This is a genomic window from Microcella sp., from assembly GCF_051860105.1.
GTDB lineage: Bacteria > Actinomycetota > Actinomycetes > Actinomycetales > Microbacteriaceae > Microcella.
The window spans coordinates 27149-52731 of the sequence record NZ_JBHYEO010000005.1 but is presented as its reverse complement, the minus strand read 5'-3'; the positions used below and the strand labels follow the sequence as shown (position 1 = coordinate 52731).

Genomic DNA, 25583 nt, shown 5'->3' with positions numbered 1-25583 from the left:
GACTGAGCGCCATGGTCACTCGAGTCGCCGTCGTCGGTGCGAGCGGACGGCTCGGGTCGCTCGCGTGCACGCTCATCGAGCAGCAGTCTGATCTCGCGCTCGTCGCGCGGCTCGACTCGCGCTCCGACCTCGGCGAGATGCTCGGCGCCGATGTCGTGCTCGATGTCACCGCGCCCGGCGTCTCACCGACGGTCGTCGATCACGCCGTGCGCGCGGGGCTCAAGGTGCTCGTCGGCACGAGCGGCTGGAGCGAAGACCGGTTGCGCACCCTGCGCACGCTGCTGCAGGCGCACCCGGATGCGGGGGTCGTCGTCATCCCGAACTTCTCGCTCGGCAGCGTGCTCGCGACGCACCTCTCCACCCTCGCCGCCCGCTACTTCGAGTCGATCGAGATCGTCGAGACCCACCACGCGGCGAAGGTCGACTCCCCGTCAGGCACCGCCGTCCGCACCGCCGAGCTCATCGGCCACGCTCGTGCCGAACTCGGCCCCGTCGTCGCCCCGCACACCGATCAGCGTGCCCGAGGGCAGCAGGTCGCAAGCGTGCCCGTCCACTCGCTCCGCCTGCAGGGCGCCGTCGCTCGGCAAGACGTGCACTTCGGAGGCACGGGCGAGACGCTCACGATCACGCACGAGACGCTGTCGCCGAGCTCGTACGAGGCCGGCATCCTGCTGGGCCTGCGTGCGGCGCTCGAGACGACGGGGCTCGTCGTCGGCCTCGACTCGCTCATCGGCCTGAGCGCGGCGGCGCCGGCCGAGGGCGACCCCGCATGAGCCGCGCCCGCTGGGCCGTCTTCGGCATGGCGGCTCTCTTGGGCCTCTACCTCGCCGTGGTCCTCGGCTACGCGATACGCCTCATCGCCGACCCGCTGCCGATCGTGCAGGGCATCGGGTGGGCTCTCATCGTGTTTCCCCTGCTGGGCTTCTGGGCGCTCATCGTCGAGCTGCGGTTCGGGTTCCGGGCCGAGGCGCTCGCCCGTCGGCTCGAAGCCGAGGGCGGGCTCCCCGACGACCAGCTCCCCGCGCGCGTCAGCGGCCGGGTCGAGCGCGACGCGGCCGATGCGATCTTCGCGCGATACGCGCACGAGGTGCAGCAGCATCCCGAGTCATGGCAGCACTGGTTCCGGCTCGCCCTCGCCTACGATGCGAGCCGCGACCGCCGGCGGGCCCGGTGGGCGATGCGCGAGGCGATGCGGCTCGAGCGCGCCGACGACCCGACCGCTGGCTAGACGCTCGGGGCGTCGAACGGGGTCGGGCGCACGAGTTCCTCGATCGCCTGCTCGACCGTCTCGTGACGGAATCGGAAGCCATCGGCGAGCAGCTTGGCCGGCACCTGCTTCTGGCTCGCGAGCAGCAGCTCGCGGCCCGCATCGCCCATCATGAGGCCGATGAGGCCCTCAGGGAGCGTGAACAGGTGCCAGCGGTGCATGGCTGCGGCGAGAGCGCGCGTGATTCGGTCGCTCGTGGCCGGTGTCGGGCCGGCGAGGTTGACCGGGCCGCGCAGGCTCGACGTCAGCAGGTGGCGCATAGCGGCGGCCTCGTCGTAGAGGCTGATCCAGGGCCAGTGCTGGCCGCCGGAACCGATCCGCGCGGCGGCACCGACGGCGGTCAGCAGCCGCAGGGGCGTCATCGCCCCGCCCCGGCCCACGACCAGCCCGGTGCGCATGAGCACCGTGCGCGTGGCCTCGGGAGCCAGGCCGGCCGCCTCCTCCCAGGCCGCGACGACATCGCTCAAGAACCCCTCGCCCTTGGTCGCATCCTCGGTCAGGCGCACGGCGGGCCGGTCGCCGTAGTAGCCCACCGCCGACCCGCTCAAGAAGACCTTCGGGGGAGTGCTCGCCATGGCCATGCCCTCGGCCAGGGCGCGCGTGGCGCGCACGCGCGATTCGAGGATCTGCTTCTGGTAGCCGCGGGTCCAGGGGATGCGCGCGATCGAGGCGCCCGACAGGTTGACGACGGCGTCCGCCTGCTCGAAGACGCGGAAGTCGACGACGCGCGCCTCGGGCGCCCAGGCGAACTCCGTCTCGGTGCGAGGGGCGCGGCGCACGAGCGTCAGCACGGTGTGCCCGTCGGCGCGCAGCTGGCGCTGCAGCTCGGTGCCGATGAGGCCCGAGGCGCCGGCGATGAGCACGCGCATCGGCGTCGGGGCGCCCACTACGCGAGCGAGGCTTCGAGCGTGATGGCGATGCCCGTGAGCGCGGCGGAGACCGGGCATCCGGTCTTCGCGTTCTCGGCGAAGGTCTGGAACTCGTCGGCGGTGATGCCGGCGATCTTCGCGCTCACGAGCAAGTGGCTGCCCGTGATGCCCTCGCCGGGCACGAACGTGACGGCCGCGGTGACCTGGAGGCTCTCCGGCGCGTGCCCGGCCTTGCTCAGTGCGTTCGACAGCGCCATCGAGTAGCAGGCGGAGTGCGCGGCGCCGAGCAGCTCCTCCGGGTTCGTGCGGCCCGCAACGCCCTCCGAGCGCGCGGCCCACGTCACAGGGAACTCACCCGCGTCGGAGGAGTCGAGAGAGGTCGTGCCCGAGCCCTCGAGCAGGGATCCGAACCACAGGGTGGTTGCTTCGCTGGTGACGGCCATGACGGTGCTCCTGACGACTCGTGCGGACGGCGGGCCTTCAGCCTACGCGGGTGCCGACGACCGGCGGATGATTCCCACCCGAACGAGCACCACGTAGAGCTGACACCCCAGGCAGTAGGCGAAGACGGCGTTGAGGAACGCCGCGAGGAACGCGGCGCTCGCCGCGACGACGAGGGCACCGGGCACGCCGAGCAGGTGCAGCACGAGCCCGGTCGCCGTCACGAGCAGCCCGACGAGCTGCGCGAACGTCGGCGGCGCGGGATGCTCGCGCTCGGTCGGCTGGGCGAGACGGGGCGCCACCAGGCGGCGGAACAGCAGGCCGTACGGGTGCTTCTGGATGCCCGCGAACGCCCCCCACGCGAACAGTGCGACGAGCACCGCCAGCAGCAGGGCGGCCGGCTGCAGCGCGCGGGCGACGAGATCGGCGCCCATCGGCTCGGTGAGCCCGAGCAGCACGACGATCAGCAGCAGCACGGAAGTGATGGCGGCACCGAAGCGCGGGCCGCGCGGGTCGATGCCGAACGGCGAAGCCGGCGCCTCGCCGGCAGCCGCCGCGCTCACGCGGTCACCGCCGCGAGCGTGCGCGCTGCCTCGACGGCGGCACGCACATCGGCCGGCTTCACGGCCCCGATGAGCCGGGCCCGCACATGGCCGTCGCGGTCGAGAACGAGAGTCGTCGGGGTCGAGAACACCGAGTGGCGGCGAGCAACCTCGGGCTCATCGACGACATCGATCTCGCGGTGCGCGATGGTCGGGTCGGCCGCGGCCAGCGCGGAGCCGACGCGCCGCATCGCCGCGCAGGCCGAGCAGACCGGGCTCGAGAGCTGCACGAGGGTCACCTCAGCGCCGTCGACGGCGAGCTGGTGCTCATCCCCTCCGCACCCGGTGGCGACTCGTGTCGCTCGGGCGCGCAGGCCCAGGCCGAGCAGGGTCGCGACGGCGACGAGCGCGCCGATCACGAGGAGGGCGGTGAGAGCATCCATGGATCTCACAATACGAAACCTGCTTCACGTATTCCCGAGTGTGACGTTCCGAGTCGCCGCCGCGCCCCCGGTAGGGTGACGAGCGTGACCGAGGCGACCGAGATCCAGTTCCGCTCCGATGTGACCGTCGAGCTCGTGCGGGCCAGCGCGCACGACAGCGACGTGCTCTTCGCCGCCCGCGTGTCGACCCAGGGCGAGCAGACGCTCGAGGCCGCCGCAGCCGGCGATGAGGCCACCGCGCGCGACCGCGGGCTCATCAACTACCTCATGCGCGACCGTCACGGCTCGCCCTTCGAGCACAACTCGATGACGTTTTACGTGCAGGCGCCGATCTTCGTGTTCCGCGAGTTCATGCGGCACCGCATCGCCTCGTACAACGAGGAGTCGGGTCGCTACCGCGAGCTGCGCCCCGTGTTCTACGTGCCCGGCCCCGACCGCAACCTCGTGCAGGTCGGCAAGCCCGGCGCCTACGACTTCCTGCCCGGAACCCCCGAGCAGACCGCCCTCGTCGACACCGAGGTGCGCGCCGTCTGCACCGCCGCCTACGCCTCGTACCAGCGGATGCTCGACGCGGGCATCGCGCGCGAAGTCGCCCGCGCCGTCCTCCCCGTGACGATCTACAGCTCGATGTACGTCACGATGAACGCCCGCTCGCTCATGAACTTCCTCAGTCTGCGCACCAAGCGCGAGGGCACGCACTTCCCCTCGTTCCCGCAGCGCGAGATCGAGATGGTCGCCGAGCTCATGGAGCACCACTTCGCCGACCTCATGCCCTTGACGTTCGACGCCTTCAACGCCAACGGCCGCGTCGCCCCGTAGCGACCCGCTCCCGCGTCGCGCGACCAGCCCACCCCGCCGTGCGGCTCTGTTCGCTCGTTCGGGCTCACGCGTGTGAGACCCGGCGTGTCGGCGTGCGCGGGCGGCGTGTCGGGTCGAGCGTCAGCAACTCGTCTCCAACGGGATGCTGATCTCGAGCATCCACGGGTCGGTACCTCCTCGGCACAACGTCGCAACCCGGCGGTCAATCTCCGACGATGGATCCCACCCGTCTCGTGCAGAACCTCGGCGGATTCGCTCGCCGCTCGACCCTTCTCGCCGCGGGCGCGGCGCCGCGCCAGCTCGCGTCTGCCGTTCATCGCGGGGTACTCGTCCGCCCGCGCCGCGGCCTATACGCGCACCCCTCGGTCGGCGCGCGGCAGATTCACGCCGCCAGCCACGGCGGGGCTCTCACCTGCGGTGCGGCGCTCGCCGAGCACGGGGTGTGGCTGCGCGACCCTCCCCACCAATGCGTCGTGCTGCTCGAGCAGGGCCATGCCATCCGCCACCTCGACTGCGACCAGACTCCGGTGCTCCATCGCCGACGCCACGCCCCTCGCTTCGGGCTCGATGACCCGGTCGACGCCCTTCATCACTTCGTGGTGTGCGCTGCCGACGACGAAGCCCGCGCCTGCGCGGTCGAGTCGTGCCTGAGTCTCGGGCTGCTCACGAAGCCCGACCTCGACGCACTCTCAAGGGGGCTGCCGCGCCGCCTGCGTGACGTCGTGTCGTGGTGCGGCGCCTCCGCGGGCAGCGGCCTCGAGACCATGGTGCGCCGACGCCTCTCGATGCTCGGCATCATTGCCCAGAGCCAGGTCGAACTCCCCGGCGTCGGAGCCGTCGACCTGCTGATAGGCGATCGACTCGTGATCGAACTCGATGGCCGCTCGCATCACTCGCGCGAGAAGGAGTTCCATCAGGATCGCGAGCGGGATGCTCAGACCGTGCTGCTCGGCGGAACAACCCTGCGCTTCAGCTCGTCCCAAGTGCTGCACGAACTCGACGCGGTCGTGGGCACCATCCGGGCAGCCATGTCCCGCGGCGAGCACTTGACCCGGTCTCTTCTGCTGGCGAGCGGCCCGACACGCCGATGGGAGACCACGCCACGCCGGGTTCCACGCGCGTGAACCCGAACGAGCGAACCCGCGCGAGGCCGCGCACGGCCGCGCGCGGGCGCGATACCCTGAAGCACGTGTCTGCGAACAACCCCTTCGGCCAAGTGCTCGTCGCGCTCGTCACGCCCATGCTGGCGGACGGCGAAGTCGACTGGTCCGGGGTCGAGAAGCACATCGACGACGTCATCACCGCGGGCGCCGACGGCATCGTCGTCACGGGCACGACCGGTGAGACCAGCACGCTGACCGATGCCGAGAAGATCCGGCTGGTCGAGGTCGGCAAGTCGGTGAGCGCTGGCCGGGCATCCATCATCACCGGGGGCGGCTCGAACGAGACCGCGCACGCGATCGAGCTCTACAAGGCGAGCGCGAGGGCCGGCGCCGACGGCGTCATGATCGTCACTCCCTACTACAACAAGCCGACGCAGGCCGGCGTGCTCACGCACTTCCGCATGGTCGCCGACGCGACCGACCTGCCGGTGATCCTGTACGACATCCCCGGCCGTGCGGGCATCCCGATCATGTACGAGACGATCCTGCGCGCCGCGAAGCACCCGAACATCCTCGCGGTGAAAGACGCCAAGGGCGACCTCAGCGAGGTGAGTCGCGTGCTCAACCAGACCGACCTCATGTACTTCGCCGGCGACGACGCCAACGTGCTGCCGACGCTCGCGATCGGCGGCACGGGGCTCATCGGCGTCACGGCGAACATCGCTCCGGGGCCCTACCGCACGATCGTCGACGCCGTGAACAACAACGACCTGGCGACGGCGACGGCCGAGCACCAGCACCTCGAACCGCTCGTGCGCGCGATCATGACGCACGTGCCGGGCACCGTCGCGACCAAGTACGTGCTGCACGGCCTCGGCCGCATCAGCACCCCGCGCGTGCGCCTGCCGCTCGTCGGCCCGGAGGAGCACGAGGCTGCCGTCATCGAAGACGAGCTCGACCTGGTGAAGAACGTCGCCGGGGTCGACTTCAGCAACTTCCGACCCGATCGCAATGCCGCGGCCGGCGGTGCGCTGCCGAAGGTGGCCGGCACCACCCGATAGACCGAATCCGGGGGCCACGGAGCCCCACCGAGCACCACAACCAGTCAGGCGGACCATGCCCAACGACCTCTTCGACCCGCCCGCTCTCGACCCTGCGACGCTGCGCGTCATCCCGCTCGGCGGCGTGGGCGAGATCGGCCGCAACATGACCGTGTACGAGATCGCGGGCAAGCTCCTCGTCATCGACGCGGGTGTGCTCTTCCCGGAGGAGACGCAGCCCGGAGTCGACCTGATCCTTCCCGATTTCGGGCCCATCCGCGATCGGCTCGACGACATCGTCGCCGTCGTGCTCACGCACGGCCACGAAGACCACATCGGCGCTGTGCCGTACCTGCTGCGAATGCGGCAGGACATCCCCATCCTGGGCTCCACGCTCACGCTCGCCTTCGTGGAGGCGAAGCTCAAGGAGCACCGCATCCAGCCCTACACGCACACGGTGAAGGAGGGGCAGGTCGAGCAGCTCGGGCCCTTCGCGCTCGAGTTCATCGCCGTGAACCATTCGATTCCGGATGCTCTCGCTATCGTCGTGCAGACCGCCGCCGGCACCGTGCTGCACACGGGCGACTTCAAGATGGACCAGCTGCCCCTCGACGATCGCATCACCGACCTGCGCGCCGTGGCCCGCTGGGGCGAGAAGGGCGTCGACCTCGTCCTGAGCGACTCGACGAACGCCGATGTGCCCGGATTCACCGCGCTCGAGCGCGATATCGGCCCCGTGCTCGAGAACGTCATCGCGCGCGCCCCCCGGCGGGTCATCGTGGCGAGCTTCTCGAGTCATGTGCACCGCGTGCAGCAGGTGCTCGATGCGGCGCACGCGAACGGCCGAAAGGTCGCGCTCATGGGTCGCAGCATGGTGCGCAACATGACGATCGCCGCCGATCTGGGCTTCTTGAAGGTTCCCGACGACATCCTCATCGACCACAAGAAGGCCGCGAACCTGCCCGACGACCGGATCGTCTACATGTCGACGGGCAGCCAGGGCGAACCGATGGCCGTGCTCGCGCGCATGGCGAACCTCGAGCACCAGATCGAGATCGGCCACGGCGACACCGTGATCCTCGCGTCGAGCCTGATTCCCGGCAACGAGAACGCGGTCTACCGCGTCATCAACGGGCTCATGAAGCTCGGTGCCAAGGTCGTGCACAAGGGCACGGCGCGCGTTCACGTCTCCGGGCACGCCTCGGCCGGTGAGCTGCTGTACTTCTACAACGTGCTCAAGCCCAAGAACGTCATGCCCGTGCACGGCGAGCAGCGTCATCTGGTCGCCAACGCCGAGCTCGCGACCGCGACCGGAGTGCCCGAGCAGAACGTCATCGTCGGCGACAACGGCACCGTGGTCGACCTGCGAGACGGTGTCGCCCGCGTCGTCGGGCAGCTCGACATCGGCTTCGTGTACGTCGACGGGTCGACGGTCGGCGCGATCACCGACGCCGATCTCAAAGACCGCCGCATCCTGGCCGAAGAGGGCTTCATCTCCATCTTCGTGGCCATGGATGCTCAGACCGGCAAGGTCGTCGTCGGTCCTGAGATCCACGCGCGCGGGTTCGCCCCCGACGAGGCGATCTTCGACGACGTCAAGCCGCAGATCATCAAGGCTCTCGCGGAGGCTGCCTCCAACGGCACCCGTGACACCCATGCCTTCAGCCAGGTCGTGCGCCGCACGGTCGGGCGCTGGGTCAACACCCAGCACCGCCGCCGCCCGATGATCGTGCCGGTGGTGATCGAGGCCTGACGGCCTCGATCACCCAGACGATGCGGGATTGCCGCGCCGCGGGGCGGCGCGGGCCGAGGCGTAGCCTCGATCACCCAGACGGTGCTGGATTGCCGCGCCGCGGGGCGGCAGAAAGTACTCATACCGTTGGTCTGGGCGACCCACTAGCGTTTCGGCCATGACTCGAACACTGCGCGGTTCCAGTGGCCTGATGGTGGCGAGCGCCGCGGTGCTCGCGCTGCTGGCGGGGTGCACTCCGACCCCGGCGGCCGACCCGACGGCGTCGCCCGTCGCTTCACCGGAGGCGTCCGCCTCGACTCCGACCCCCGAGCCGCCCCGTCGGCCCGAGCTGAGCGAGCTAGCCTTGAGCTCCGAGGGTCTCGGAACCCTCCGCTTCGGGCAGCCTCCCGAGAGCGATCCGGCCCTCAGCATGGTGTCGTTCGATCCGATCGCGTGCACGGATGCGGTGACCGGCGAGCCGTTCGGCATCGTCGCGGGCGATCCTTTGGCCGGGGCGTGGGTGATCGACCCGTCGTACACCGTCGACCCGGAGCCGTTCAACACCGGCGCCACCTTCGGCGTCGGCATCGACGCCGACGCGGGCTCGATCGTGACGCGCATCGACCTGTACAGCGACGACATTCCGACTGATGGCGGGGTGCGCATCGGCGATGATCGCGCCGATGTCGTCGCCGCCTACCCCGGGGCGAGTCTCGTCGAGAGCTACCTGACCGATATCTACGTCATCTCGGGCCCCACGGGCATCCTGCAGATCGAGGTCGCCTCGCGGTCGACCCCGGACGAGGACCTCTACTGGGACGCGGATGGCACACCGGATGGCCGGGTGCTCTACATCCACGCCGTCGCCTCGGCACTCGGCGTGTTCTCGGTGGCGGCGAGCGGCAACATCGTGGGCGGCTGCAACTTCGGCTAGCGGAATCAGCGAGCGCGGGAGCGGATCGGCGGCGTAGCATCAGAGAGTGACGAATCCGCGCTTCGTGCCTTCGGCGGGCCTCCTCCTCGCGATCGCGGCCTGCTCCGCGGAGTTCTCGATCGCGGTACCGGCCACGATCGAACCCGTCACGTCGCTGGTCTCGTCGTGGAGCCCGGAGCGCGACCGCGAGGGCGACTCTCTGCCCAGACCGGGTGACGCCGACGAGGGCTCGAGCGATCCCGACGCGAACGCCGACTGACCGACCCGCGCCCTGACGGCGCGTGTCGTCCCCGGCCGTGGTCGCACCGCGCGGGTACCGTGGGCGCATGGCATCGAGCACCCGGTCGTCGTCGCGCCCGCGCGCGGCATCGTCGCGGGCGGCATCCTCCCGTTCCGGGAGCTCGCGCACGCAGGCGACGAAGAAGCTGCCCGTCGCCCCCGAGCCGCAGCAGGGCATCCTGGGCCGGGCCTGGATGGGTATGGCTCATGTGACCGGGGCGATGTTCCGTCTGCTGGGCCGGGAGACGCTCGCGAAGGAGGAGCGGCGCGACGGCGTGCCGTTCTTCATCGTGGTGCTCGCGGTCGTCGGTGCCGTCGTGGAGTGGTTCTTCGCGACCGATCCGGTGGCGGTGGCGCTCAACGCCTGGACCTTCGGCGGCCTGGTCGGCCGCGTCTCGTTCGCCCTGCCCGTGATCATGCTCGTCTTCGCCGGGTGGCTCTTCCGGCATCCGGCGAGCGTGCACGACAACACCCGCATCGGCATCGGCCTCGGTCTGCTCATCGCTAGCGTGAGCGCGCTCTGCCACGTCGCCCTCGGTGCCCCGCAGCCCGCCTTGCCGCCGCTCGCGCTCGCGCAGGCCGGCGGCATCCTGGGCTGGATCCTCGGCGGTGTGCTGCTGCTCGCGACCGTGTACGTCGCGGTGCCCGCTCTCGTGCTGCTCGCGGCGCTGTCGGTGCTCATCATGACGAAGACGCCGCCGAACCGGATCGGCGACCGCTTGCGCGAGCTCTACAGCTACCTGTTCGGTGCCGAGCTCGCGCCGCGCGAGCCGAAGCAGAAGAGCGAGACCGAGGCGGTCGAGTTCGGCTCGCTCACTGATCTCGGGCTCGACATGGACGACACGAGCTCGATGCCCTGGTGGCGCAAGGGCAAGTCGACACGCGACTCCGAGGCCTTCGACAGCCCGGTCGAGCGCGCCGGGGTGACCGAGGTCATCGATCCCGCCGAACGCGCCGCGGTGACCGAGAGCCTCGATGACGTGCTGACGGCGGCGGAGCGCGCCGTGCGGCGGTTCACGGGCGAGGTGGATGCCGGGCCCGAGGTGCGCGAGCAAGTCGCGCCGGCCGTCCTCCCCGGATTCGCCACGAGCGCGAGCGAGAAGGGCGCGGCGGGCGAGTTCACGGCTCCGCCCGCCGGTCGCGCGTCCGGATCCAAGCCCTACCGCTTGCCGGCGGCGTCGCTGCTCGCCCCGGGCGATCCGCCCAAGTCGAAGTCGGCGGCCAACGACTCCGTGGTCGCGGCGATCACCGAGGTGCTCGCGCAGTTCCAGGTCGATGCCCGCGTGACGGGCTTCAGCCGCGGCCCGAGCGTGACCCGCTACGAGGTCGAGCTCGGCCCCGGTGTGAAGGTCGAGCGGTTCACGGCGCTCACCAAGAACATCTCGTACGCGGTCGCGAGCAACGAGGTGAACATCCTGTCGCCCATTCCGGGCAAGAGCGCGATCGGCGTCGAGATCCCCAACGTCGACCGCGAGATCGTGAGCCTCGGCGACGTGCTGCGGTCGAGCGCGGCGGCGAAGGCCCTGCACCCGATGACGATCGGTGTCGGCAAAGACGTCGAGGGCGGCTACCTCGTGGCGAACCTCGCGAAGATGCCGCACCTGCTCGTGGCGGGTTCCACGGGGTCGGGCAAGTCGAGCTTCGTCAACTCCATGATCACGAGCGTGCTCATGCGGGCCAAGCCCGCCGAGGTGCGCATGGTGCTCGTCGACCCCAAGCGCGTCGAGCTGGCCGCGTACCAGGGCGTTCCGCACCTCATCACGCCCATCATCACGAACCCGAAGAAGGCGGCCGAGGCGCTGCAGTGGGTCGTCAAGGAGATGGACATGCGGTACGACGACCTCGCGTCGTTCGGGTTCCGCCACATCGACGACTTCAACCGCGCTGTGCTCGCCGACGAGATCCAGCTTCCCGAGGGCAGCCAACGCAGACTGCAGCCCTACCCCTACCTGCTCGTCGTCGTCGACGAGCTCGCCGATCTGATGATGGTCGCCCCGCGCGATGTCGAGGACTCGATCGTGCGCATCACGCAGCTTGCGCGCGCTTCGGGCATCCACCTGGTGCTCGCCACGCAGCGCCCGAGCGTCGACGTCGTGACGGGTCTCATCAAGGCGAACGTGCCCAGCAGGCTCGCGTTCGCGGTGTCGAGCATGACCGACAGCCGCGTCATTCTCGACCAGCCCGGTGCCGACAAGCTCATCGGCCAGGGCGACGCGCTGTTCCTGCCCATGGGCGCCTCGAAGGCGATCCGCGTTCAGGGTGCCTGGGTGACGGAGGCCGAGATCGCCGCCGTCGTCGAGCACGTCAAGCAGCAGGCGCTGCCGGAGTACCGCAACGACGTCGCCGCGGAGGCCACCAAGCGTGAGATCGACGCCGACATCGGGGATGACCTCGAGGTGCTGCTCGCGGCCGCGGAGCTCGTCATCAGCACGCAGTTCGGTTCCACCTCCATGCTCCAGCGCAAGCTCCGCGTAGGTTTCGCCAAGGCCGGGCGTCTCATGGACCTCCTCGAGTCGCGCGAGATCGTCGGCCCCTCCGAGGGCTCGAAGGCGCGCGACGTCCTGGTGAGCCCGGAGCAGCTGCCCGAGGTGCTCGCGCGTCTGCGGGGCGAGGATGCCGCGCCCGCGCCGCGCGCCGGCGACGACCCCGTCGCTCGTATGACAGAGGGCTATCCTGAGACCGAGGGCGATTCCGACGAGGACGCCTGGCAGTTGACCGACCGCGACTGAGCCTGTAACCGGCTCGGGGCGCCGACGAACCGGAGGGTTCAGTGGCTGAGAACCGCGATCGGTCGTACTCGATGCGGGGGCGCGTCGTGCGGGCAGGGGAGACCCCGGCGAGCAGCGGCAACCTCGCGAACATCATCACGGTCGTCCGCATCCTGCTCGCCCCCGTCTTCGTTGTGCTGCTCGTGCTCGACGGCGGTGAGGACGGCCCGCTGCGCATCGCGGCCGCGCTGCTCTTCATCGTCGCGATCGCGACCGACGGCGTCGACGGCATGCTCGCCCGTCGCCGCAACCTCGTCACCGACCTCGGCATCCTGCTCGACCCCATCGCCGACAAGCTGCTGACGGGCGCGGCGCTCGTCATGCTCGCCGTGCTCGCCGAGCTGCCCTGGTGGGTCGTCATCGTCATCCTCGTGCGCGAGTGGGGCATCACGCTCTTCCGCTTCCTCATGCTGCGCGACCGCGTCATCCCCGCCTCGCGCGGCGGCAAGCTCAAGACCGTCGTCCAGTCGGTAGCGATCTCCTCGGCACTGCTGCCGCTGTGGACCCTGTTCGGCGAGTGGGTGAACATCGTCAACACCGTGCTCATGTCGACGGCCCTCGTGCTCACGGTGCTGACAGGCATCGACTACCTCGTGCAGGCCTGGCGCCAGAACCGCGCCGCCGCGTCGTGACCCCGACCCCGGAGGCCGATGCGCTCGCCGAGAGGATCGTCGCCCGGTTGACGGTCGAGGGACGCACCGTGGCCGTCGCCGAGTCGCTCACCGGGGGAGCCGTGGTGGCCGCGCTCGTCGGCATCCCCGGGGCCTCGCTCGCCGTGCGCGGCGGCATCGTCGCCTACGACACCGCGCTGAAGGAGAGCCTGCTCGGCGTGCCGCGGGAGCTGCTCGACGCGCACGGACCCGTGCATCCGGCGATCGCGGCGGCGATGGCCGAGGGAGTGCGGGCGGCCGCGGCGGTCGACGGGCATCCGGCTGATCTCGGCGTGGCGACGACGGGCGTCGCCGGCCCCGAGCCCCACGGCGCCGCCCCCGTCGGCCTCGTCTACGTCGCGGTGGCGGATGCCGCGGGCACGACCGTACGCGAGCACCGGTTCGCCGGCGATCGCGCCGCGATCCGCGCGCACGCCGCGCACGCCGCCCTCATCCTGCTCGACGAGCTCCTAGACGCGCACGCGTGACCCGATCTCGGGAATGTCATGCGTGACGGTCGTGTTACAGACAGCAGACTGACAACCGCCGCTCAGGTGGCGGCGGTTACAGTGAAGCAATCGGGTTCCGGTAGTGTTACCGGCCCAGCACGATCTGGCCGCGAGGCGAGTGAAAAGGAGGTCCCCATGGTTCTGGTTCGACAGGAAATCGGTGAGGTCCTCCGCGACGTGCGCCTGCAGAAGGGCCGCACGCTGCGACAGGTGGCGAGCCGCGCGAGCGTGGCACTGGGCTACCTGAGCGAGGTCGAGCGCGGGCAGAAGGAGGCGTCGAGCGAGATCCTCGCTTCGGTCGCCGATGCTCTCGACACCCCCATCTCGGTCATCATGCGCGAGGTGGGTGACCGCCTGGCGGTCATCGAGGGCCTGAGCGCGGTTCCCGACACGCTCCCCGACGAGCTGGTCGCGCAGTTCGACGCCGACCTGGCGATGCGCTGACGCTCCGGCGTCCTCCTCTCGCGACGGCGACGCGGTGACCCGCAGCGAGTTCCTCCGTGCGATCGCCGACGAGTTCGGCGAGGCCTACGGGCGCAGCCTCGTGCGTGACCTCGTGCTCACGCCGCTCGGTGAGCGCACGGCCGAGGAGGCGCTCGGTGCGGGCACGTCGCCCCGCGAGGTCTGGCTGGCGCTGTGCTCCGCGATGGATGTTCCGCGCGAGCGCTGGTACGGCGCCGGCCGTCCTGAGCCGAAGCGCGTATAGCGTCACGCCCGCGGTCGCGACACGCCGCACCTCCTCGTTCGAACATCTGTTCGCTTCTCGCATAGACTCCCTCCCAGCGGCACTCGAACACGAGTCACTGCACGTGCTGCGCGTCGAACCCGGCGATGTCGGGTCTGAGGCGTACCGTCGGTCTCGTCGGCGACAGCCGTCACGCCTTGTCGTGATCCGTCCGGCCCTGCTCCATCGGCCGGACGAGGAGCGACAGAAGACAGGCACACCGCGCACGAGATGAAGGAGACCGCAATGCCCTCTGCAGCAGACCGCGAGAAAGCCCTCGAGACGGCCCTCGCCCAGATCGATCGACAGTTCGGCAAGGGCAGCGTCATGCGCCTGGGCTCCGACGACCGCGCTCCCGTCGCGGTGATCCCCACCGGCTCGATCGCCCTCGACGTCGCTCTCGGCATCGGCGGCCTCCCGCGCGGCCGCATCATCGAGATCTACGGCCCCGAGTCCTCGGGCAAGACCACGCTCACGCTCCACGCGATCGCCAATGTGCAGCGCGCCGGCGGTATCGCGGCGTTCATCGACGCCGAGCACGCCCTCGACCCCGACTACGCCCAGAAGCTCGGTGTCGACATCGACCAGCTTCTCGTCTCGCAGCCCGACACGGGTGAGCAGGCGCTCGAGATCGCCGACATGCTCGTGCGCTCGGGCTCGATCGACCTCGTCGTCATCGACTCGGTCGCGGCCCTCGTGCCGCGCGCCGAGATCGAGGGCGAGATGGGTGACAGCCACGTGGGTCTGCAGGCGCGCCTCATGTCGCAGGCGCTGCGCAAGCTCACCGGTGGTCTCAACAGCACGCAGACCTCGATGATCTTCATCAACCAGCTGCGCGAGAAGATCGGCGTGTTCTTCGGCAGCCCCGAGACCACCGCGGGCGGCAAGGCGCTGAAGTTCTACGCCTCGGTGCGCCTCGACATCCGCCGCATCGAGACCCTGAAAGACGGCACCGACGCGGTCGGCAACCGCACGCGCGTGAAGGTCGTCAAGAACAAGATGGCCCCGCCGTTCAAGCAGGCCGAGTTCGACATCCTGTACGGCGTCGGCATCTCGCGCGAGGGCAGCCTCATCGACTTCGGTGTCGAGCACGAGATCGTGCGCAAGTCGGGCGCTTGGTACACCTACGAGGGCGACCAGCTCGGCCAGGGTAAAGAGAACGCGCGCAACTTCCTGATCGAGAACCCGGCGATGGCGGCCGAGATCGAGACCAAGATCCTCGCCAAGCTCGGCATCGGCGCGAAGCTCGCCGCCGTCGAGCCCGTGGCCCCGGTCGAGAAGGCGCCCGGCAAGGCCTCCTCGAGCAAGGCGGCGACGGCGGCCGCAGCGCCGGCCGCACCGAGCGCAGAGCAGCCCGAGCTGCGCGCGGCGGCGGGCGCCTGATGCCCTCCTCGCGCGACCCCGGGCAGGGCCTCAGCGGTGTCGATGCGCCGCTGACAGCGGCGCTCGCCCCCGTCACCTTCCTGCCCGGGGCGCGCGAGGCCCGGGCGGAGCGCGAGGCGGCCGAGGCCGCCGAGTCGGCCGCGACCCACGCGGCCGATGCCCGCCGTGCCGAGAACGTCGCGATGCACGCGCTCACGCGTCGCGGGCAGTCGCGCGCCGAGGTCGCCGAGCTGCTGCGCCGGCGCGAGATTGATCCGATCGTCGCCGAGGCCGAGCTCGACCGCCTCGAGTCGGTCGGCCTCATCGATGACCGCGCGCTCGCGGTCGACCTCGTCGATCGATTGCGATCCCGCAAGAAGCTCGGCGACTCGGCCCTGCGCTCCGAGCTCATGCGGCGCAAGGTCGACCGCGCCGCTATCGACGAGGCCCTCGCTGAGAACGCCGATCCCGAGGCGCACGACGACCTCGTGTTCGAGCTCGCGCGCGATCGCGCGCGCCGACTGGGCGGTCTCGACCGCTCGACCGCTGAGCGGCGGCTCGTCGACTTCCTCGCCCGCAAGGGCCACTCGGGCAGTGCCGTGCGCGAGGCCGCTCGGCGTGCGCTCGACGATCGCGACGACGAGCTCGCCGGCGACGCGAGCGGCCCGTCGACGCGGCTCGCGGCCGTGCATCGGGTCGAGTTCCGCTAGCAACGCTGGCATTGTCATCAACTCGTGACCTCTGTGTGGCACTTGGGGTCTACCGTCAGTGCATGATCATCGCTCACTCAGTCCGAGTGGCCCTTGTCCTGGGCCTGCTGCTCATGGCGGGATGTGCGCCAACGGCCGCCCCGCCCAGTGAGCCAGAGACGCAGCCCAGTGTTTCGCCGTCTTCGGTGCCTGAGGATGAGACCGAGGAGTTTCTCGCCAGCCTTGCCGATCTCGGTGGCACCGAGTGGACGGGTCTCGATGACACGTTCAACGATCGCATCACCTTCGTTTTTGGAGTTGACGGCTCCCTCTCGTATCGCACAGCTGAGGGCGACTTCTCTGACCCCGCCGACACCTGGAGCGTTGACGGTGAGGTGCTCGTTTTTCAAGCAACCTACGGCGGAAGTTTCGGGGTGGGATCACACACGGCTTCCTATGATCCCGCGACGGGCGTGATGATCGTCGACTACACGACGAGTACGAACCGGTCGAGCTCGTACACGCTCAGTCAGGTCGACTGAACGGGCTGAACGCACAGGCGGAGCACGTGCCTAGACTGGCGTGGTCATGAGTTATCACAGGATTGACTTTCCCTCTGTCGCGTCGCACGACCGTCGCCGCACCTACGAGGTGCGCACGTTCGGCTGCCAGATGAACGTGCACGACTCCGAGCGGCTGAGCGGCTCGCTCGAGGCGGCCGGCTACACGCGCGCCGAGAGCGGCCAGGCCGACATCGTCGTCATCAACACGTGCGCGGTGCGCGAGAACGCCGACAACAAGCTCTACGGCACGCTCGGCCATCTCGCGAGCATCAAGCGGCAGCGAGGGGGCGATCTGCAGATCGCGGTCGGCGGCTGTCTGGCGCAGAAAGACACCACGACGATCCTCGAGCGCGCCCCTTACGTCGATGTCGTGTTCGGCACCCACAACATGGGTTCGCTGCCGACGCTGCTCGAGCGCGCTCGGCACAACGGCGAAGCGCAGCTCGAGATCCTCGAGTCGCTCGGGGTGTTCCCCTCGACGCTGCCCACCCGGCGCGACTCGACGCACAGCGGCTGGGTGAGCATCTCCGTCGGCTGCAACAACACCTGCACCTTCTGCATCGTGCCCGCGCTGCGCGGCAAGGAGAAGGACCGGCGGCCCGGCGACATCCTCGCCGAGATCCAGGCCCTCGTCGACGACGGCGCCATCGAGGTCACACTCCTCGGGCAGAACGTCAACTCCTACGGCGTCGAATTCGGCGACCGGCTCGCCTTCGGCAAGCTCCTGCGTGCGGCCGGGCGTATCGACGGTCTCGAACGTCTGCGGTTCACGAGCCCCCACCCCGCGGCCTTCACCGACGACGTCATCGATGCGATGGCCGAGACGCCCGCGGTCATGCCCCAGCTGCACATGCCCCTGCAGTCCGGCTCCGACCGCATCCTCAAGGCCATGAAGCGCTCCTACCGCAGCGAGAAGTTCCTCGGCATCCTCGACCGCGTGCGCGACCGCATCCCCGACGCCGCGATCTCGACCGACATCATCGTCGGGTTCCCCGGCGAGACCGACGACGACTTCGCCGAGACCCTGCGGGTCGTCGAGCAGGCGCGTTTCGCGAGCGCCTTCACCTTCCAGTACTCCATCCGCCCGGGCACGCCCGCGGCGACGATGCCCGACCAGGTACCGAAGGAGGTCGTGCAGGAGCGCTACGAGCGCCTGACGGCCCTGCAGGACACCATCAGCGCCACCGAGAACCAGCGGCAGGTCGGCCGCGAGGTCGAGGTGCTCATCTCGACGGGTGCGGGGCGCAAGAACGCCGAGACCGATCGCATCTCGGGTCGCGCCGCCGACAGCCGGCTCGTTCACCTCGCCGTGCCGGCGGGCAGCGAGGTGCCGCGACCGGGCGACATCGTGACGACCACGATCACGCACGCCGCCTCGTTCCACCTCATCGCCGACCACGACGAGCCGCTGCGCATCCGCCGCACGCGCGCTGGTGACGCCTGGGATCGCGCGCAGGCCGAGAGCTGCGCGGCTCCCGCGCTGACTGGGGCGGGCCCGCGCCCGGTCTCGCTCGGGCTGCCGGGGCTGCGTGCTTCCCTCGCCGAGGGCGCATCGCGGCTCGCGTGAGCCGGGCATCCCGGTGATCATCGCCCTCGTCGGCGCCACGGGCACGGGCAAGAGCGGACTCTCGCTCGACCTGGCTGAGCGCCTCGCCGCTCGAGGGATGCAGGCCGAGGTCGTCAACGCCGACGCGATGCAGCTCTATCGCGGCATGGACATCGGCACGGCGAAGCTGCCCGTCGCCGAGCGGCGCGGCGTGCCCCACCACCTCATCGACGTGCTCGAGGTCGTCGATGAGGCGAGCGTCGCGCGGTATCAGTCCGACGCGCGTGCGGCGATCGACGCCATCGTCGAGCGCGGGGCGGTTCCCCTGCTCGTCGGCGGGTCGGGGCTGTACCTTGCGGCCGTGCTGACCGACTTCCGGTTCCCGGGCACCGACCCCGCCCGGCGGGCGCACTGGGAGGGCGAGCTCGCGATGCGCGGCACCGCCGCCCTGCACGCCGAGCTGGAGCGCCGCGATCCTGTCGCCGCGGCGGCGATCGGCCCCCATAACGGCCGCCGCATCGTGCGGGCGCTCGAGGTCGGCGACCTCACGGGCGAGCCCTTCAGCGCCGGTCTCGCCGCGCGCGAGCGCCCCTGGCGGCCGTACCGGCAGTTCGCACTCGAGCTCGATCGCGCCGCACTCGTCGCACGGCTCGACGAGCGTGTGCGCGGCATGTGGCGCGCGGGCCTGCTCGACGAGGTGCGCGGCCTGCTGCCGCTCGGCCTCGAGCGGGGCGTCACGGCGAGCCGGGCGATCGGCTACGCCCAGGCGATCGCGCAGCTGCGCGGCGAGGTCGACGAGGCCGAGGCGATCGCCCAGACCCAGTCCCTCACGCGGCGCTACGCCCGCCGGCAGGTGAGCTGGTTCCGGCGCGACTCGTCGATCGAGGCCCTGGATGCCGCTGCCGACGACCTCGCGGCCCAGGTCGAGCACCGGGTGGCCGACGACCTCGCGGATAGCATGAACGAGTGACCACGCTGCGATTCACCAAGGGCCACGGCACCGGCAACGACTTCGTCCTCGTCTCCGATCCCGAGGGTGCGCTCGAGCTCACTCCCGCGCGTCGTGCGGCTCTTGCGGATCGACGATTCGGTGTCGGAGCCGATGGCGTGATTCGCGCGGTGCGGTCGGAGAGCATCCCCGAGGGGCGGGCACTGCTGGAGACCGATCCTGACGCCGAGTGGTTCATGGACTACTCGAACGCCGACGGAAGCGTCTCTGAGATGTGCGGCAACGGCATTCGCGTCTTCGCGCGCTACCTGCTCGAGCGGGGGCACGTCGCCCTGCCACCGGGCCAGTCGCTCGCGATCGGCACCCGGGCCGGCGTGATCGACGTGCACCGGCTCGCTGACGGCTTCGCCGCCGACCTGGGCCGCTGGCGGCTCGACGGTGGCGACACCCTTGTGCGGGCGCGCGAGCTGCCCGTCGCCCGACCGGGGCTGGGCATCAATGTGGGCAACCCGCACGTGGTGGTCGCCCTCGCGAGCGACGAGGAGCTCGACGCGGTCGATCTCGGGGTCGCGCCCCTGCTCGACCCGGCGCCGCCGGCGGGAGCCAACGTCGAGTTCGTCGTTCCCGCCGATCCGCTCGTGGCGGACGGAGTCGGGCGCATCCGGATGCGCGTGCATGAGCGGGGCAGCGGTGAGACGCTCTCGTGCGGCACCGGGGCCGTCGCCGCCGCCCTCGCCGTCCGGTACTGGGCGGGCGAGTCGGCGCCGAACGAGTGGCGGGTGCGCGTGCCGGGCGGTGTGCTCGGCGTGCGGATGTTCCCGGCGGAGGACGGCGAGCACGTCGCCCTCTCCGGCCCGGCCGAGCTCGTCTTCGAGGGGGAGATCCGCCTCTAGTCGCCTGGTCGGTCCACGGTCGCGATCGGCTCGGTCGGGTCTGCGCCGCGCCGCACGCGCAGCACGCGGAATCCCTTGTGCGTCGCCGCTCGCGAGACCGTGAGCGTGCCCGCGTACCGATCGTCCATCCAGCGGTGCAGGGAGTCGCTACCGAGGTTGCGCGAGACGACGAGCCACGCGTCGGCGCGTTCGCGAAGCCTCGGCAGCCAGCGGTCGAGCAGGGAGTGCAGCTCGTTCTTGCCCACCCTGATGGGCGGATTCGACCAGATCGTCATGAAGCGCACATCATCGGGCACGTCGTCGGGAGCCACGGCGCGCACGTTCTCGAGCCCGAGAGCAGCGGCGTTGCGGCGGGTGAGCTCGAGCGCCCGCTCGTTGACATCGACGGCCCAGACCGTGGCGTGCGGCGAGGCCAGCGCGAGGGTCAGGGCGATCGGCCCCCACCCGCAGCCGAGATCGAGGAGGTCGCCGCTGGGAGGGGGTGCGGGCACGTGGGTCAGGAGCGCCTGCGTGCCGACGTCGAGGCCGCCCGGGCTGAAGACTCCTCCGGCGGTCACCAACTCGACGGGGCGCCCGGCGAGCGTCACGGTGAGCGGCTTCGCCACGAACTCCCCGCTCGGTTGCGCGGTGAAGTAGTGGTCGGCAGGCATGCGCAGAATCTACCGAAGTCGGGCGGAGTACAGTGAACCGCATATGACCGACCACGATCCTCTCGACCCCATCGACGCTCCGAGCGACGGCGCCGGCCCCGATGCGGGGGCGGATGCGGTGGCGCGCGTGCTGGCGAACGCCGAGTCGCGCGCGCGATCGGTGACGTTGCACGGTGCCGCGGCGCTGCAGGATGACGCGAGCTACTCGAGCGATCGTGACGGCGACCAGTTCGATCGTGAGGACCGCGCCGCGCTGCGCCGCGTGCGAGGGCTCTCCACCGAGCTGGAGGACGTCACCGAGGTCGAGTACCGCCAGCTGCGTCTCGAGAACGTCGTGCTCATCGGCATCTACGCCCAGGGCGACCTCGATGACGCCGAGAACTCGCTGCGCGAGCTCGCCGCGCTCGCGGAGACGGCGGGGGCCGTCGTGCTCGACGGCCTCCTGCAGCGGCGCCCGCATCCCGACCCCAGCACGTTCCTCGGCAAGGGCAAGGCCGCCGAGCTGGCCCTCGTGGTGAAGGAGCTCGGTGCCGATACGGTCATCGCCGACACCGAGCTCGCTCCGAGCCAGCGGCGTGCGCTCGAGGACGTCGTGAAGGTCAAGGTCATCGACCGCACGGCTGTGATCCTCGACATCTTCAGCCAGCACGCGAAGAGCCGCGAGGGCAAGGCGCAGGTCGAGCTCGCGCAGCTCGAGTACCTGCTGCCGCGCTTGCGCGGCTGGGGCGAGTCGATGTCGCGGCAGGCCGGCGGTCAGGTCGGCGCGGCTGGTGCGGGAATGGGCAGCCGAGGCCCGGGTGAGACCAAGATCGAGCTCGACCGGCGGCGCATCAACACCCGCATGGCGAAGCTCCGCCGGCAGATCAAGGGCTTCGCTCCGGCGCGCGCCGCGAAGCGCGCCAATCGCGACCGCTACGCGGTGCCGAGCGTCGCCATCGCCGGCTATACGAACGCGGGCAAGTCGAGCCTGCTCAACCGCATCACGCGGGCGGGGGTTCTCGTCGAGAACGCGCTGTTCGCCACGCTCGACCCGACCGTCCGCAAGTCGACGACGCCCGACGGCCGGCCGTACACGATCGCCGACACCGTCGGCTTCGTGCGCAATCTGCCGCACCAGCTCGTCGAGGCCTTCCGATCGACGCTCGAGGAGGTGGCCGAGTCCGACGTGATCCTGCACGTGGTCGATGGTGCGCATCCCGACCCGGCCGCTCAGCTCGCGACGGTGCGCGACGTCATCGGCGAGGTCGGCGCGCGAGAGCTGCCCGAGCTGGTCGCGATCAACAAGAGCGATCTGCTCGACGATGATGCACGGCTGCTGCTGCGCGGCCTCGTGCCCGACGCCGTCTTCGTCTCGGCGAAGACGGGCGAGGGCATCGACGAGCTGCAAGCGCGCATCGCGGCCATGCTGCCCAACCCCGAGATCGAGCTCACCGTCGTGGTGCCGTACGACCGCGGCGACCTGGTCTCGCTCCTGCACGAGCGCGGGCGCATCCTCGAGACGTCGTACGAGGAGGGCGGCACGCGCGTGCACGCCTTCGCGACGCCCGAGGTGGCGACGCTCGTCGAGCCGTACGCGGCGGCTCCGGCCGTCTAGCCTGCCCGCACAGGAGTCGTCGGGCTAGACGGACCGCAGAACCGCGACGACCTTCCCGAGCACCGTGGCGTGGTCGCCCAGGATCGGCTCGTACGCCGAGTTCTGCGGCAGCAGCCAGGTGTGGCCGTCGCGCTGCTTGAACACCTTGACGGTCGCCTCGTTGTCGAGCATCGCCGCGACGATCTCGCCGTTCTCGGCGGTGCTCTGCTGTCGTACGACGACCCAGTCGCCGTCGCAGATCGCGGCGTCGATCATCGAGTCGCCGACGACGGTGAGCATGAACAGCTCGCCCTTGCCGACGAGCTGACGGGGCAGGGGCACGACCTCTTCGACCATCTGGTCGGCGGTGATCGGGATGCCGGCCGCGATGCGGCCGACGAGCGGCACCATCGCCGCGTCACCGACCGACGGACCCGGCAGGGCGGCGGAGTCTGCGGCGTGCGACGGGTCGGGCTCGAGATCGATGAGCACTTCGAGAGCGCGGGGACGATTGGGGTCGCGACGCAGGTAGCCGCTGAGCTCGAGCTGGCCGAGCTGGTGCGAGACGCTCGAGAGCGAGGCCAGCCCGACCGCTTCCGCGATCTCGCGCATGCTCGGCGGGTAGCCGCGTCGCGCGACGGAGGCCTGGATGACACCGAGGATCTCGCGCTGCTTGTCGCTCAGCGTCGTGCGTCGGCGGGTTCCGCTCGCGACCTCGGGCATGCCCTCGTTCGCTTCGTCGTTGCGCTCGTCGGCCATCTCGGCTCCGTTCCCCTCGGTGACGCTCACCGATGTCGGTGGTCGGGTGTGAAGTACTCCCGAACCCTCGAAACTCTATCCACCGACGGGGCGCATTTCAAACATCTGTTCGAGTGTGTCGCTCCCGAGCGGGAGAGAAAGTGGGCAAGGGCTTGAAACTGTGTTCGATCGAAGGTATGTTCGGAACACAGGTTCGCATCCGGCTCTCCCGGCCGAGAACCGGATGCATCCCCCCGGCGGCCCCCCGGCGCCGGGGGGACCTGTACCACTCACCACCCGCACCTGCATCAGCAGCTCGAGAAGGGTCGACACCATGAGCGCCATCACCTACGGTCCCGCCGTCAGTGCCGGTCGTGCCGTCAGTGCCGGTCGTGCCGTCAGTGCCGGTCGTGCCGTCAGTGTCAACCCCGCCGTCAGTGCCGGTCCCGCCGTCATGACGCGCCTGCGGCTCACTCGCCGCGGCCGCGCTGTCATCGCCGCGCTCGTCTCGCTCCCGCTCGTCATCGCCCTCGTCTCGATGGCGCTCAACGGCGGGGGCGCCACGGCGACCTCGGGCGACGCGGTCGTCGCCACGGTCACAGTCGAGGCGGGCGAGTCGCTCTGGTCCGTCGCCGCGGCTATCGCTCCGGAGGCCTCCACGGCCGACGTCGTCGCCGACCTGATCGCGGTGAACGAGCTGACGAGCGCCGAGCTGCTGCCCGGCCAGGTGCTCGTGGTCCCGTCGCGCTACGCGGACTGAGCGGCTCAGAATCGTCGACTGACCCGCGACTACGATAGGCGGGTGACGAGCCTCGCCGACCTGCCGATCCGCGACGACCTGCGCGGCCAGACCCCCTACGGGGCGCCTCAGAAGGCCGTGCGCATCGCGCTCAACGTCAACGAGAACACGCATCCCGTGCCCGCTGAGGTCATCGCGCACGTGGCGGCCGCGGTCGAGCGCGAGCTGCACACGGTCAACCGCTACCCCGACCGTGAATTCACGCTGCTGCGCGAGCACCTCGCCGCGTACCTCAGCACCGGCCGCACGGCTGCGGACGCGGTGCGCCCCGAGCAGATCTGGGCGGCCAACGGCTCCAACGAGGTGATCCAGCACATCCTCCAGGCCTTCGGCGGCCCGGGTCGCCGCGTGCTCGGCTTCCCGCCCACGTACTCGATGCACTCGATCATCGCTGCGGGAACCGGGACCGAGTGGGTCGCGGGCGCGCGCGACGACGACTTCACGCTCAGCCCCGAGAGCGCCGTCGCGGCCGTGCGCCGCACCGACCCCGACGTGGTCTTCCTGTGCGCTCCGAACAACCCGACGGGCACACCGCTCGGCCTCGACACGATCGCGGCCGTCTACGAGGCGAGCCGCGGCATCGTGATGGTCGACGAGGCCTACGCGGAGTTCATGCCCGAGGGCGAATCCGACGCACTGAGCCTCCTGCCGGGCCGTGAGCGCCTGGTCGTCTCCCGCACGATGAGCAAGGCCTTCGCGTTCGCGGGGGCACGACTCGGCTACCTCGCCGCCGATCCGGCGGTGATCGACGCCCTGCGGCTCGTGCGCCTGCCGTACCACCTCTCGGGCCTGACGCAAGCGGCCGCGGTCGCGGCGCTCGAGCATGCGCCCACGATGCTGCGCACGGTCGGCGCCATCCGCGAGCAGCGCGACCGGCTGCTCGTCGAGCTCGCGGGGCTCGGCTACCAGCCTCACGAGAGCTGGGCCAACTTCGTGCTGTTCGGCGGTGTTCCTGATCCGCAGGCGACCTTCGAGCACCTCCTCGCACACGACATCCTGATCCGCGATGTCGGGCTGGCGAACCACCTGCGGGTGACGGCGGGCACCCCCGACGAGACGACGGAGTTCCTCGACGTGCTGGCTAGGATGAACCGGTGAGCACCCCCCGCATCGCCGAGCTCCGGCGCGAGACCAGCGAGTCGTCGATCGAGCTTCGTCTCGATCTCGACGGCACCGGCCGGTCGTCGATCTCGACGACCGTGCCCTTCTTCGATCACATGCTCACGGCCTTCGCCAAGCACTCCCTCGTCGATCTCGACATCTCGGCGAGCGGCGACACCGACATCGACGTCCACCACACGGTGGAGGACACGGGCATCGTGCTCGGCACGGCGATCGCCCGCGCACTCGGCGACAAGGCCGGCATCGCCCGCTTCGGCGACGCCCTCGTGCCGCTCGACGAGGCGCTCGCGCAGGCCGTCGTCGATGTGAGCGGCCGCCCCTACCTCGTGCACACCGGCGAGCCGGCCGGGTTCGAGCACCACCTCATCGGCGGCCACTTCACGGGCTCCATGGTGCGTCACGTGTTCGAGGCGATCACGATGCACGCGGGCCTCACGGTGCACCTCACGGTGCTCGCCGGCCGCGACCCGCACCACATCGCGGAGGCCGAGTTCAAGGCCTTCGCCCGAGCTTTGCGCACCGCCGTTCAGCTCGATCCGCGCGTGCACGGCGTGCCCTCCACGAAGGGCGCGCTCTGAC

At 70.5% G+C, this 25583-nt stretch carries 29 protein-coding genes; 23 read left to right on the top strand and 6 right to left on the bottom strand.

Features of this window, described 5'->3' with window-relative positions; all coding sequences use genetic code 11:
• The first annotated feature begins 11 nt into the window (after positions 1-11).
• Positions 12-773: a 4-hydroxy-tetrahydrodipicolinate reductase gene (gene dapB / locus ACTIE9_RS04170; RefSeq protein ID WP_439564314.1), complete on the top strand. Its 762-nt coding sequence runs from the start codon at positions 12-14 to the stop codon at positions 771-773.
• Positions 770-1228, top strand: a complete 459-nt coding sequence (locus ACTIE9_RS04165) for a hypothetical protein (protein ID WP_439564313.1) — start codon at positions 770-772, stop codon at positions 1226-1228. Before dapB ends, ACTIE9_RS04165 begins: the two co-directional genes overlap by 4 nt.
• Here ACTIE9_RS04165 and ACTIE9_RS04160 read toward each other — a convergent pair.
• From ACTIE9_RS04160 to ACTIE9_RS04145, 4 genes are read right to left on the bottom strand one after another with little or no spacing between them, the layout of a single operon-like run.
• Entirely contained in the window at positions 1225-2154 is a 930-nt protein-coding gene (locus tag ACTIE9_RS04160) for a TIGR01777 family oxidoreductase (protein WP_439564312.1), read from the bottom strand. The two genes, ACTIE9_RS04165 and ACTIE9_RS04160, sit on opposite strands and share 4 nt — an antisense overlap.
• On the bottom strand, positions 2154-2579 hold the full coding sequence (locus ACTIE9_RS04155; RefSeq protein WP_439564311.1) for an OsmC family peroxiredoxin: 426 nt from the start codon (positions 2577-2579) through the stop codon (positions 2154-2156). Before ACTIE9_RS04155 ends, ACTIE9_RS04160 begins: the two co-directional genes overlap by 1 nt.
• Positions 2580-2621: 42 nt before the next feature.
• Entirely contained in the window at positions 2622-3140 is a 519-nt protein-coding gene (locus tag ACTIE9_RS04150) for a DUF4395 domain-containing protein (protein WP_439564310.1), read from the bottom strand.
• The gene (locus tag ACTIE9_RS04145; RefSeq protein WP_439564309.1) at positions 3137-3562 is read right to left on the bottom strand and encodes a thioredoxin family protein; all 426 of its coding nucleotides are present in this window, start codon (positions 3560-3562) and stop codon (positions 3137-3139) included. The genes ACTIE9_RS04150 and ACTIE9_RS04145 overlap by 4 nt, the downstream gene beginning before the upstream one ends.
• A gap of 84 nt (positions 3563-3646) precedes the next feature.
• Here ACTIE9_RS04145 and thyX point away from each other — a divergent pair, with 84 nt between their 5' ends.
• From thyX to dapF, 17 genes are all read left to right on the top strand, one after another.
• Positions 3647-4381, top strand: a complete 735-nt coding sequence (gene thyX / locus ACTIE9_RS04140) for an FAD-dependent thymidylate synthase (protein WP_439564308.1) — start codon at positions 3647-3649, stop codon at positions 4379-4381.
• 215 nt (positions 4382-4596) lie between these two features.
• Positions 4597-5505, top strand: a complete 909-nt coding sequence (locus tag ACTIE9_RS04135; RefSeq protein WP_439564307.1) for a type IV toxin-antitoxin system AbiEi family antitoxin domain-containing protein — start codon at positions 4597-4599, stop codon at positions 5503-5505.
• A 65-nt stretch (positions 5506-5570) separates the two neighbouring features.
• A complete protein-coding gene (gene dapA / locus ACTIE9_RS04130) occupies positions 5571-6545 on the top strand; it encodes a 4-hydroxy-tetrahydrodipicolinate synthase (protein WP_439564306.1) in 975 nt (324 codons plus the stop codon).
• Between the two features lie 55 nt (positions 6546-6600).
• On the top strand, positions 6601-8277 hold the full coding sequence (locus ACTIE9_RS04125) for a ribonuclease J (RefSeq protein WP_439564305.1): 1677 nt from the start codon (positions 6601-6603) through the stop codon (positions 8275-8277).
• Between the two features lie 157 nt (positions 8278-8434).
• On the top strand, positions 8435-9190 hold the full coding sequence (locus ACTIE9_RS04120; RefSeq protein ID WP_439564304.1) for a hypothetical protein: 756 nt from the start codon (positions 8435-8437) through the stop codon (positions 9188-9190).
• 46 nt (positions 9191-9236) lie between these two features.
• Positions 9237-9449: a hypothetical protein gene (locus ACTIE9_RS04115; protein ID WP_439564303.1), complete on the top strand. Its 213-nt coding sequence runs from the start codon at positions 9237-9239 to the stop codon at positions 9447-9449.
• Between the two features lie 67 nt (positions 9450-9516).
• Positions 9517-12198, top strand: a complete 2682-nt coding sequence (locus ACTIE9_RS04110) for a DNA translocase FtsK (protein ID WP_439564302.1) — start codon at positions 9517-9519, stop codon at positions 12196-12198.
• A 71-nt stretch (positions 12199-12269) separates the two neighbouring features.
• Positions 12270-12869 carry a CDP-diacylglycerol--glycerol-3-phosphate 3-phosphatidyltransferase gene (gene pgsA / locus ACTIE9_RS04105; protein WP_439564413.1) on the top strand — a complete coding sequence of 200 codons (600 nt, stop codon included), beginning with the start codon at positions 12270-12272 and terminating at the stop codon, positions 12867-12869.
• A complete protein-coding gene (locus ACTIE9_RS04100) occupies positions 12866-13375 on the top strand; it encodes a CinA family protein (RefSeq protein WP_439564301.1) in 510 nt (169 codons plus the stop codon). Before pgsA ends, ACTIE9_RS04100 begins: the two co-directional genes overlap by 4 nt.
• A 156-nt stretch (positions 13376-13531) precedes the next feature.
• Positions 13532-13840: a helix-turn-helix domain-containing protein gene (locus tag ACTIE9_RS04095; RefSeq protein WP_439564300.1), complete on the top strand. Its 309-nt coding sequence runs from the start codon at positions 13532-13534 to the stop codon at positions 13838-13840.
• Between the two features lie 34 nt (positions 13841-13874).
• Positions 13875-14102, top strand: coding sequence for a DUF3046 domain-containing protein (locus tag ACTIE9_RS04090; RefSeq protein WP_439564299.1), 228 nt, complete (start codon positions 13875-13877; stop codon positions 14100-14102).
• A 264-nt stretch (positions 14103-14366) separates the two neighbouring features.
• Positions 14367-15503: a recombinase RecA gene (recA, locus tag ACTIE9_RS04085; protein WP_439564298.1), complete on the top strand. Its 1137-nt coding sequence runs from the start codon at positions 14367-14369 to the stop codon at positions 15501-15503.
• Complete coding sequence (locus ACTIE9_RS04080) at positions 15503-16192, top strand: regulatory protein RecX (protein ID WP_439564297.1); 690 nt, start codon at positions 15503-15505, stop codon at positions 16190-16192. Before recA ends, ACTIE9_RS04080 begins: the two co-directional genes overlap by 1 nt.
• Positions 16193-16254: 62 nt before the next feature.
• The gene (locus ACTIE9_RS04075; RefSeq protein WP_439564296.1) at positions 16255-16713 is read left to right on the top strand and encodes a hypothetical protein; all 459 of its coding nucleotides are present in this window, start codon (positions 16255-16257) and stop codon (positions 16711-16713) included.
• A gap of 46 nt (positions 16714-16759) precedes the next feature.
• Complete coding sequence (gene miaB, locus ACTIE9_RS04070; protein ID WP_439564295.1) at positions 16760-18301, top strand: tRNA (N6-isopentenyl adenosine(37)-C2)-methylthiotransferase MiaB; 1542 nt, start codon at positions 16760-16762, stop codon at positions 18299-18301.
• 7 nt (positions 18302-18308) lie between these two features.
• Positions 18309-19250, top strand: a complete 942-nt coding sequence (miaA, locus tag ACTIE9_RS04065; RefSeq protein WP_439564412.1) for a tRNA (adenosine(37)-N6)-dimethylallyltransferase MiaA — start codon at positions 18309-18311, stop codon at positions 19248-19250.
• Positions 19247-20122 (top strand): diaminopimelate epimerase, encoded by an 876-nt coding sequence (gene dapF, locus ACTIE9_RS04060; protein ID WP_439564294.1) that lies wholly within the window; start codon positions 19247-19249, stop codon positions 20120-20122. Before miaA ends, dapF begins: the two co-directional genes overlap by 4 nt.
• Here the strand turns inward: dapF and ACTIE9_RS04055 are convergent.
• Entirely contained in the window at positions 20119-20772 is a 654-nt protein-coding gene (locus tag ACTIE9_RS04055) for a class I SAM-dependent methyltransferase (RefSeq protein ID WP_439564293.1), read from the bottom strand. The genes dapF and ACTIE9_RS04055 overlap by 4 nt on opposite strands.
• Positions 20773-20815: 43 nt before the next feature.
• Between ACTIE9_RS04055 and hflX the strand changes: the two genes are divergently transcribed.
• The gene (hflX, locus tag ACTIE9_RS04050) at positions 20816-22366 is read left to right on the top strand and encodes a GTPase HflX (protein ID WP_439564292.1); all 1551 of its coding nucleotides are present in this window, start codon (positions 20816-20818) and stop codon (positions 22364-22366) included.
• A gap of 24 nt (positions 22367-22390) precedes the next feature.
• Here the strand turns inward: hflX and lexA are convergent, their stop codons facing one another.
• Positions 22391-23068, bottom strand: a complete 678-nt coding sequence (gene lexA, locus ACTIE9_RS04045) for a transcriptional repressor LexA (protein ID WP_439564411.1) — start codon at positions 23066-23068, stop codon at positions 22391-22393.
• Positions 23069-23417: 349 nt separating this feature from the next.
• On the opposite strand from lexA, the gene ACTIE9_RS04040 reads away from it, so the two are divergent.
• Genes ACTIE9_RS04040 through hisB form a run of 3 tightly spaced genes read left to right on the top strand, consistent with a single transcriptional unit; the run spans position 23418 to position 25582 of the window.
• On the top strand, positions 23418-23843 hold the full coding sequence (locus tag ACTIE9_RS04040; protein ID WP_439564291.1) for a LysM peptidoglycan-binding domain-containing protein: 426 nt from the start codon (positions 23418-23420) through the stop codon (positions 23841-23843).
• A gap of 42 nt (positions 23844-23885) precedes the next feature.
• Positions 23886-24980 (top strand): histidinol-phosphate transaminase, encoded by a 1095-nt coding sequence (locus ACTIE9_RS04035; protein WP_439564290.1) that lies wholly within the window; start codon positions 23886-23888, stop codon positions 24978-24980.
• Positions 24977-25582 (top strand): imidazoleglycerol-phosphate dehydratase HisB, encoded by a 606-nt coding sequence (hisB, locus tag ACTIE9_RS04030; protein WP_439564289.1) that lies wholly within the window; start codon positions 24977-24979, stop codon positions 25580-25582. Before ACTIE9_RS04035 ends, hisB begins: the two co-directional genes overlap by 4 nt.
• Position 25583: the final 1 nt, after the last annotated feature.

Bases quoted from the DNA above. Each gene is read 5' to 3' on its own strand.
- dapB (WP_439564314.1), top strand. From the start codon at position 12: ATGGTCACTCGAGTCGCCGTCGTCGGTGCGAGCGGACGGCTCGGGTCG.
- ACTIE9_RS04165 (WP_439564313.1), top strand. From the start codon at position 770: ATGAGCCGCGCCCGCTGGGCCGTCTTCGGCATGGCGGCTCTCTTGGGC.
- ACTIE9_RS04155 (WP_439564311.1), bottom strand. From the start codon at position 2,579: ATGGCCGTCACCAGCGAAGCAACCACCCTGTGGTTCGGATCCCTGCTC.
- ACTIE9_RS04145 (WP_439564309.1), bottom strand. From the start codon at position 3,562: ATGGATGCTCTCACCGCCCTCCTCGTGATCGGCGCGCTCGTCGCCGTC.
- ACTIE9_RS04135 (WP_439564307.1), top strand. From the start codon at position 4,597: ATGGATCCCACCCGTCTCGTGCAGAACCTCGGCGGATTCGCTCGCCGC.
- ACTIE9_RS04125 (WP_439564305.1), top strand. From the start codon at position 6,601: ATGCCCAACGACCTCTTCGACCCGCCCGCTCTCGACCCTGCGACGCTG.
- ACTIE9_RS04120 (WP_439564304.1), top strand. From the start codon at position 8,435: ATGACTCGAACACTGCGCGGTTCCAGTGGCCTGATGGTGGCGAGCGCC.
- ACTIE9_RS04110 (WP_439564302.1), top strand. From the start codon at position 9,517: ATGGCATCGAGCACCCGGTCGTCGTCGCGCCCGCGCGCGGCATCGTCG.
- pgsA (WP_439564413.1), top strand. From the start codon at position 12,270: ATGCGGGGGCGCGTCGTGCGGGCAGGGGAGACCCCGGCGAGCAGCGGC.
- ACTIE9_RS04095 (WP_439564300.1), top strand. From the start codon at position 13,532: ATGGTTCTGGTTCGACAGGAAATCGGTGAGGTCCTCCGCGACGTGCGC.
- recA (WP_439564298.1), top strand. From the start codon at position 14,367: ATGCCCTCTGCAGCAGACCGCGAGAAAGCCCTCGAGACGGCCCTCGCC.
- ACTIE9_RS04080 (WP_439564297.1), top strand. From the start codon at position 15,503: ATGCCCTCCTCGCGCGACCCCGGGCAGGGCCTCAGCGGTGTCGATGCG.
- ACTIE9_RS04075 (WP_439564296.1), top strand. From the start codon at position 16,255: ATGATCATCGCTCACTCAGTCCGAGTGGCCCTTGTCCTGGGCCTGCTG.
- miaB (WP_439564295.1), top strand. From the start codon at position 16,760: ATGAGTTATCACAGGATTGACTTTCCCTCTGTCGCGTCGCACGACCGT.
- ACTIE9_RS04055 (WP_439564293.1), bottom strand. From the start codon at position 20,772: ATGCCTGCCGACCACTACTTCACCGCGCAACCGAGCGGGGAGTTCGTG.
- hflX (WP_439564292.1), top strand. From the start codon at position 20,816: ATGACCGACCACGATCCTCTCGACCCCATCGACGCTCCGAGCGACGGC.
- lexA (WP_439564411.1), bottom strand. From the start codon at position 23,068: ATGCCCGAGGTCGCGAGCGGAACCCGCCGACGCACGACGCTGAGCGAC.
- ACTIE9_RS04040 (WP_439564291.1), top strand. From the start codon at position 23,418: ATGAGCGCCATCACCTACGGTCCCGCCGTCAGTGCCGGTCGTGCCGTC.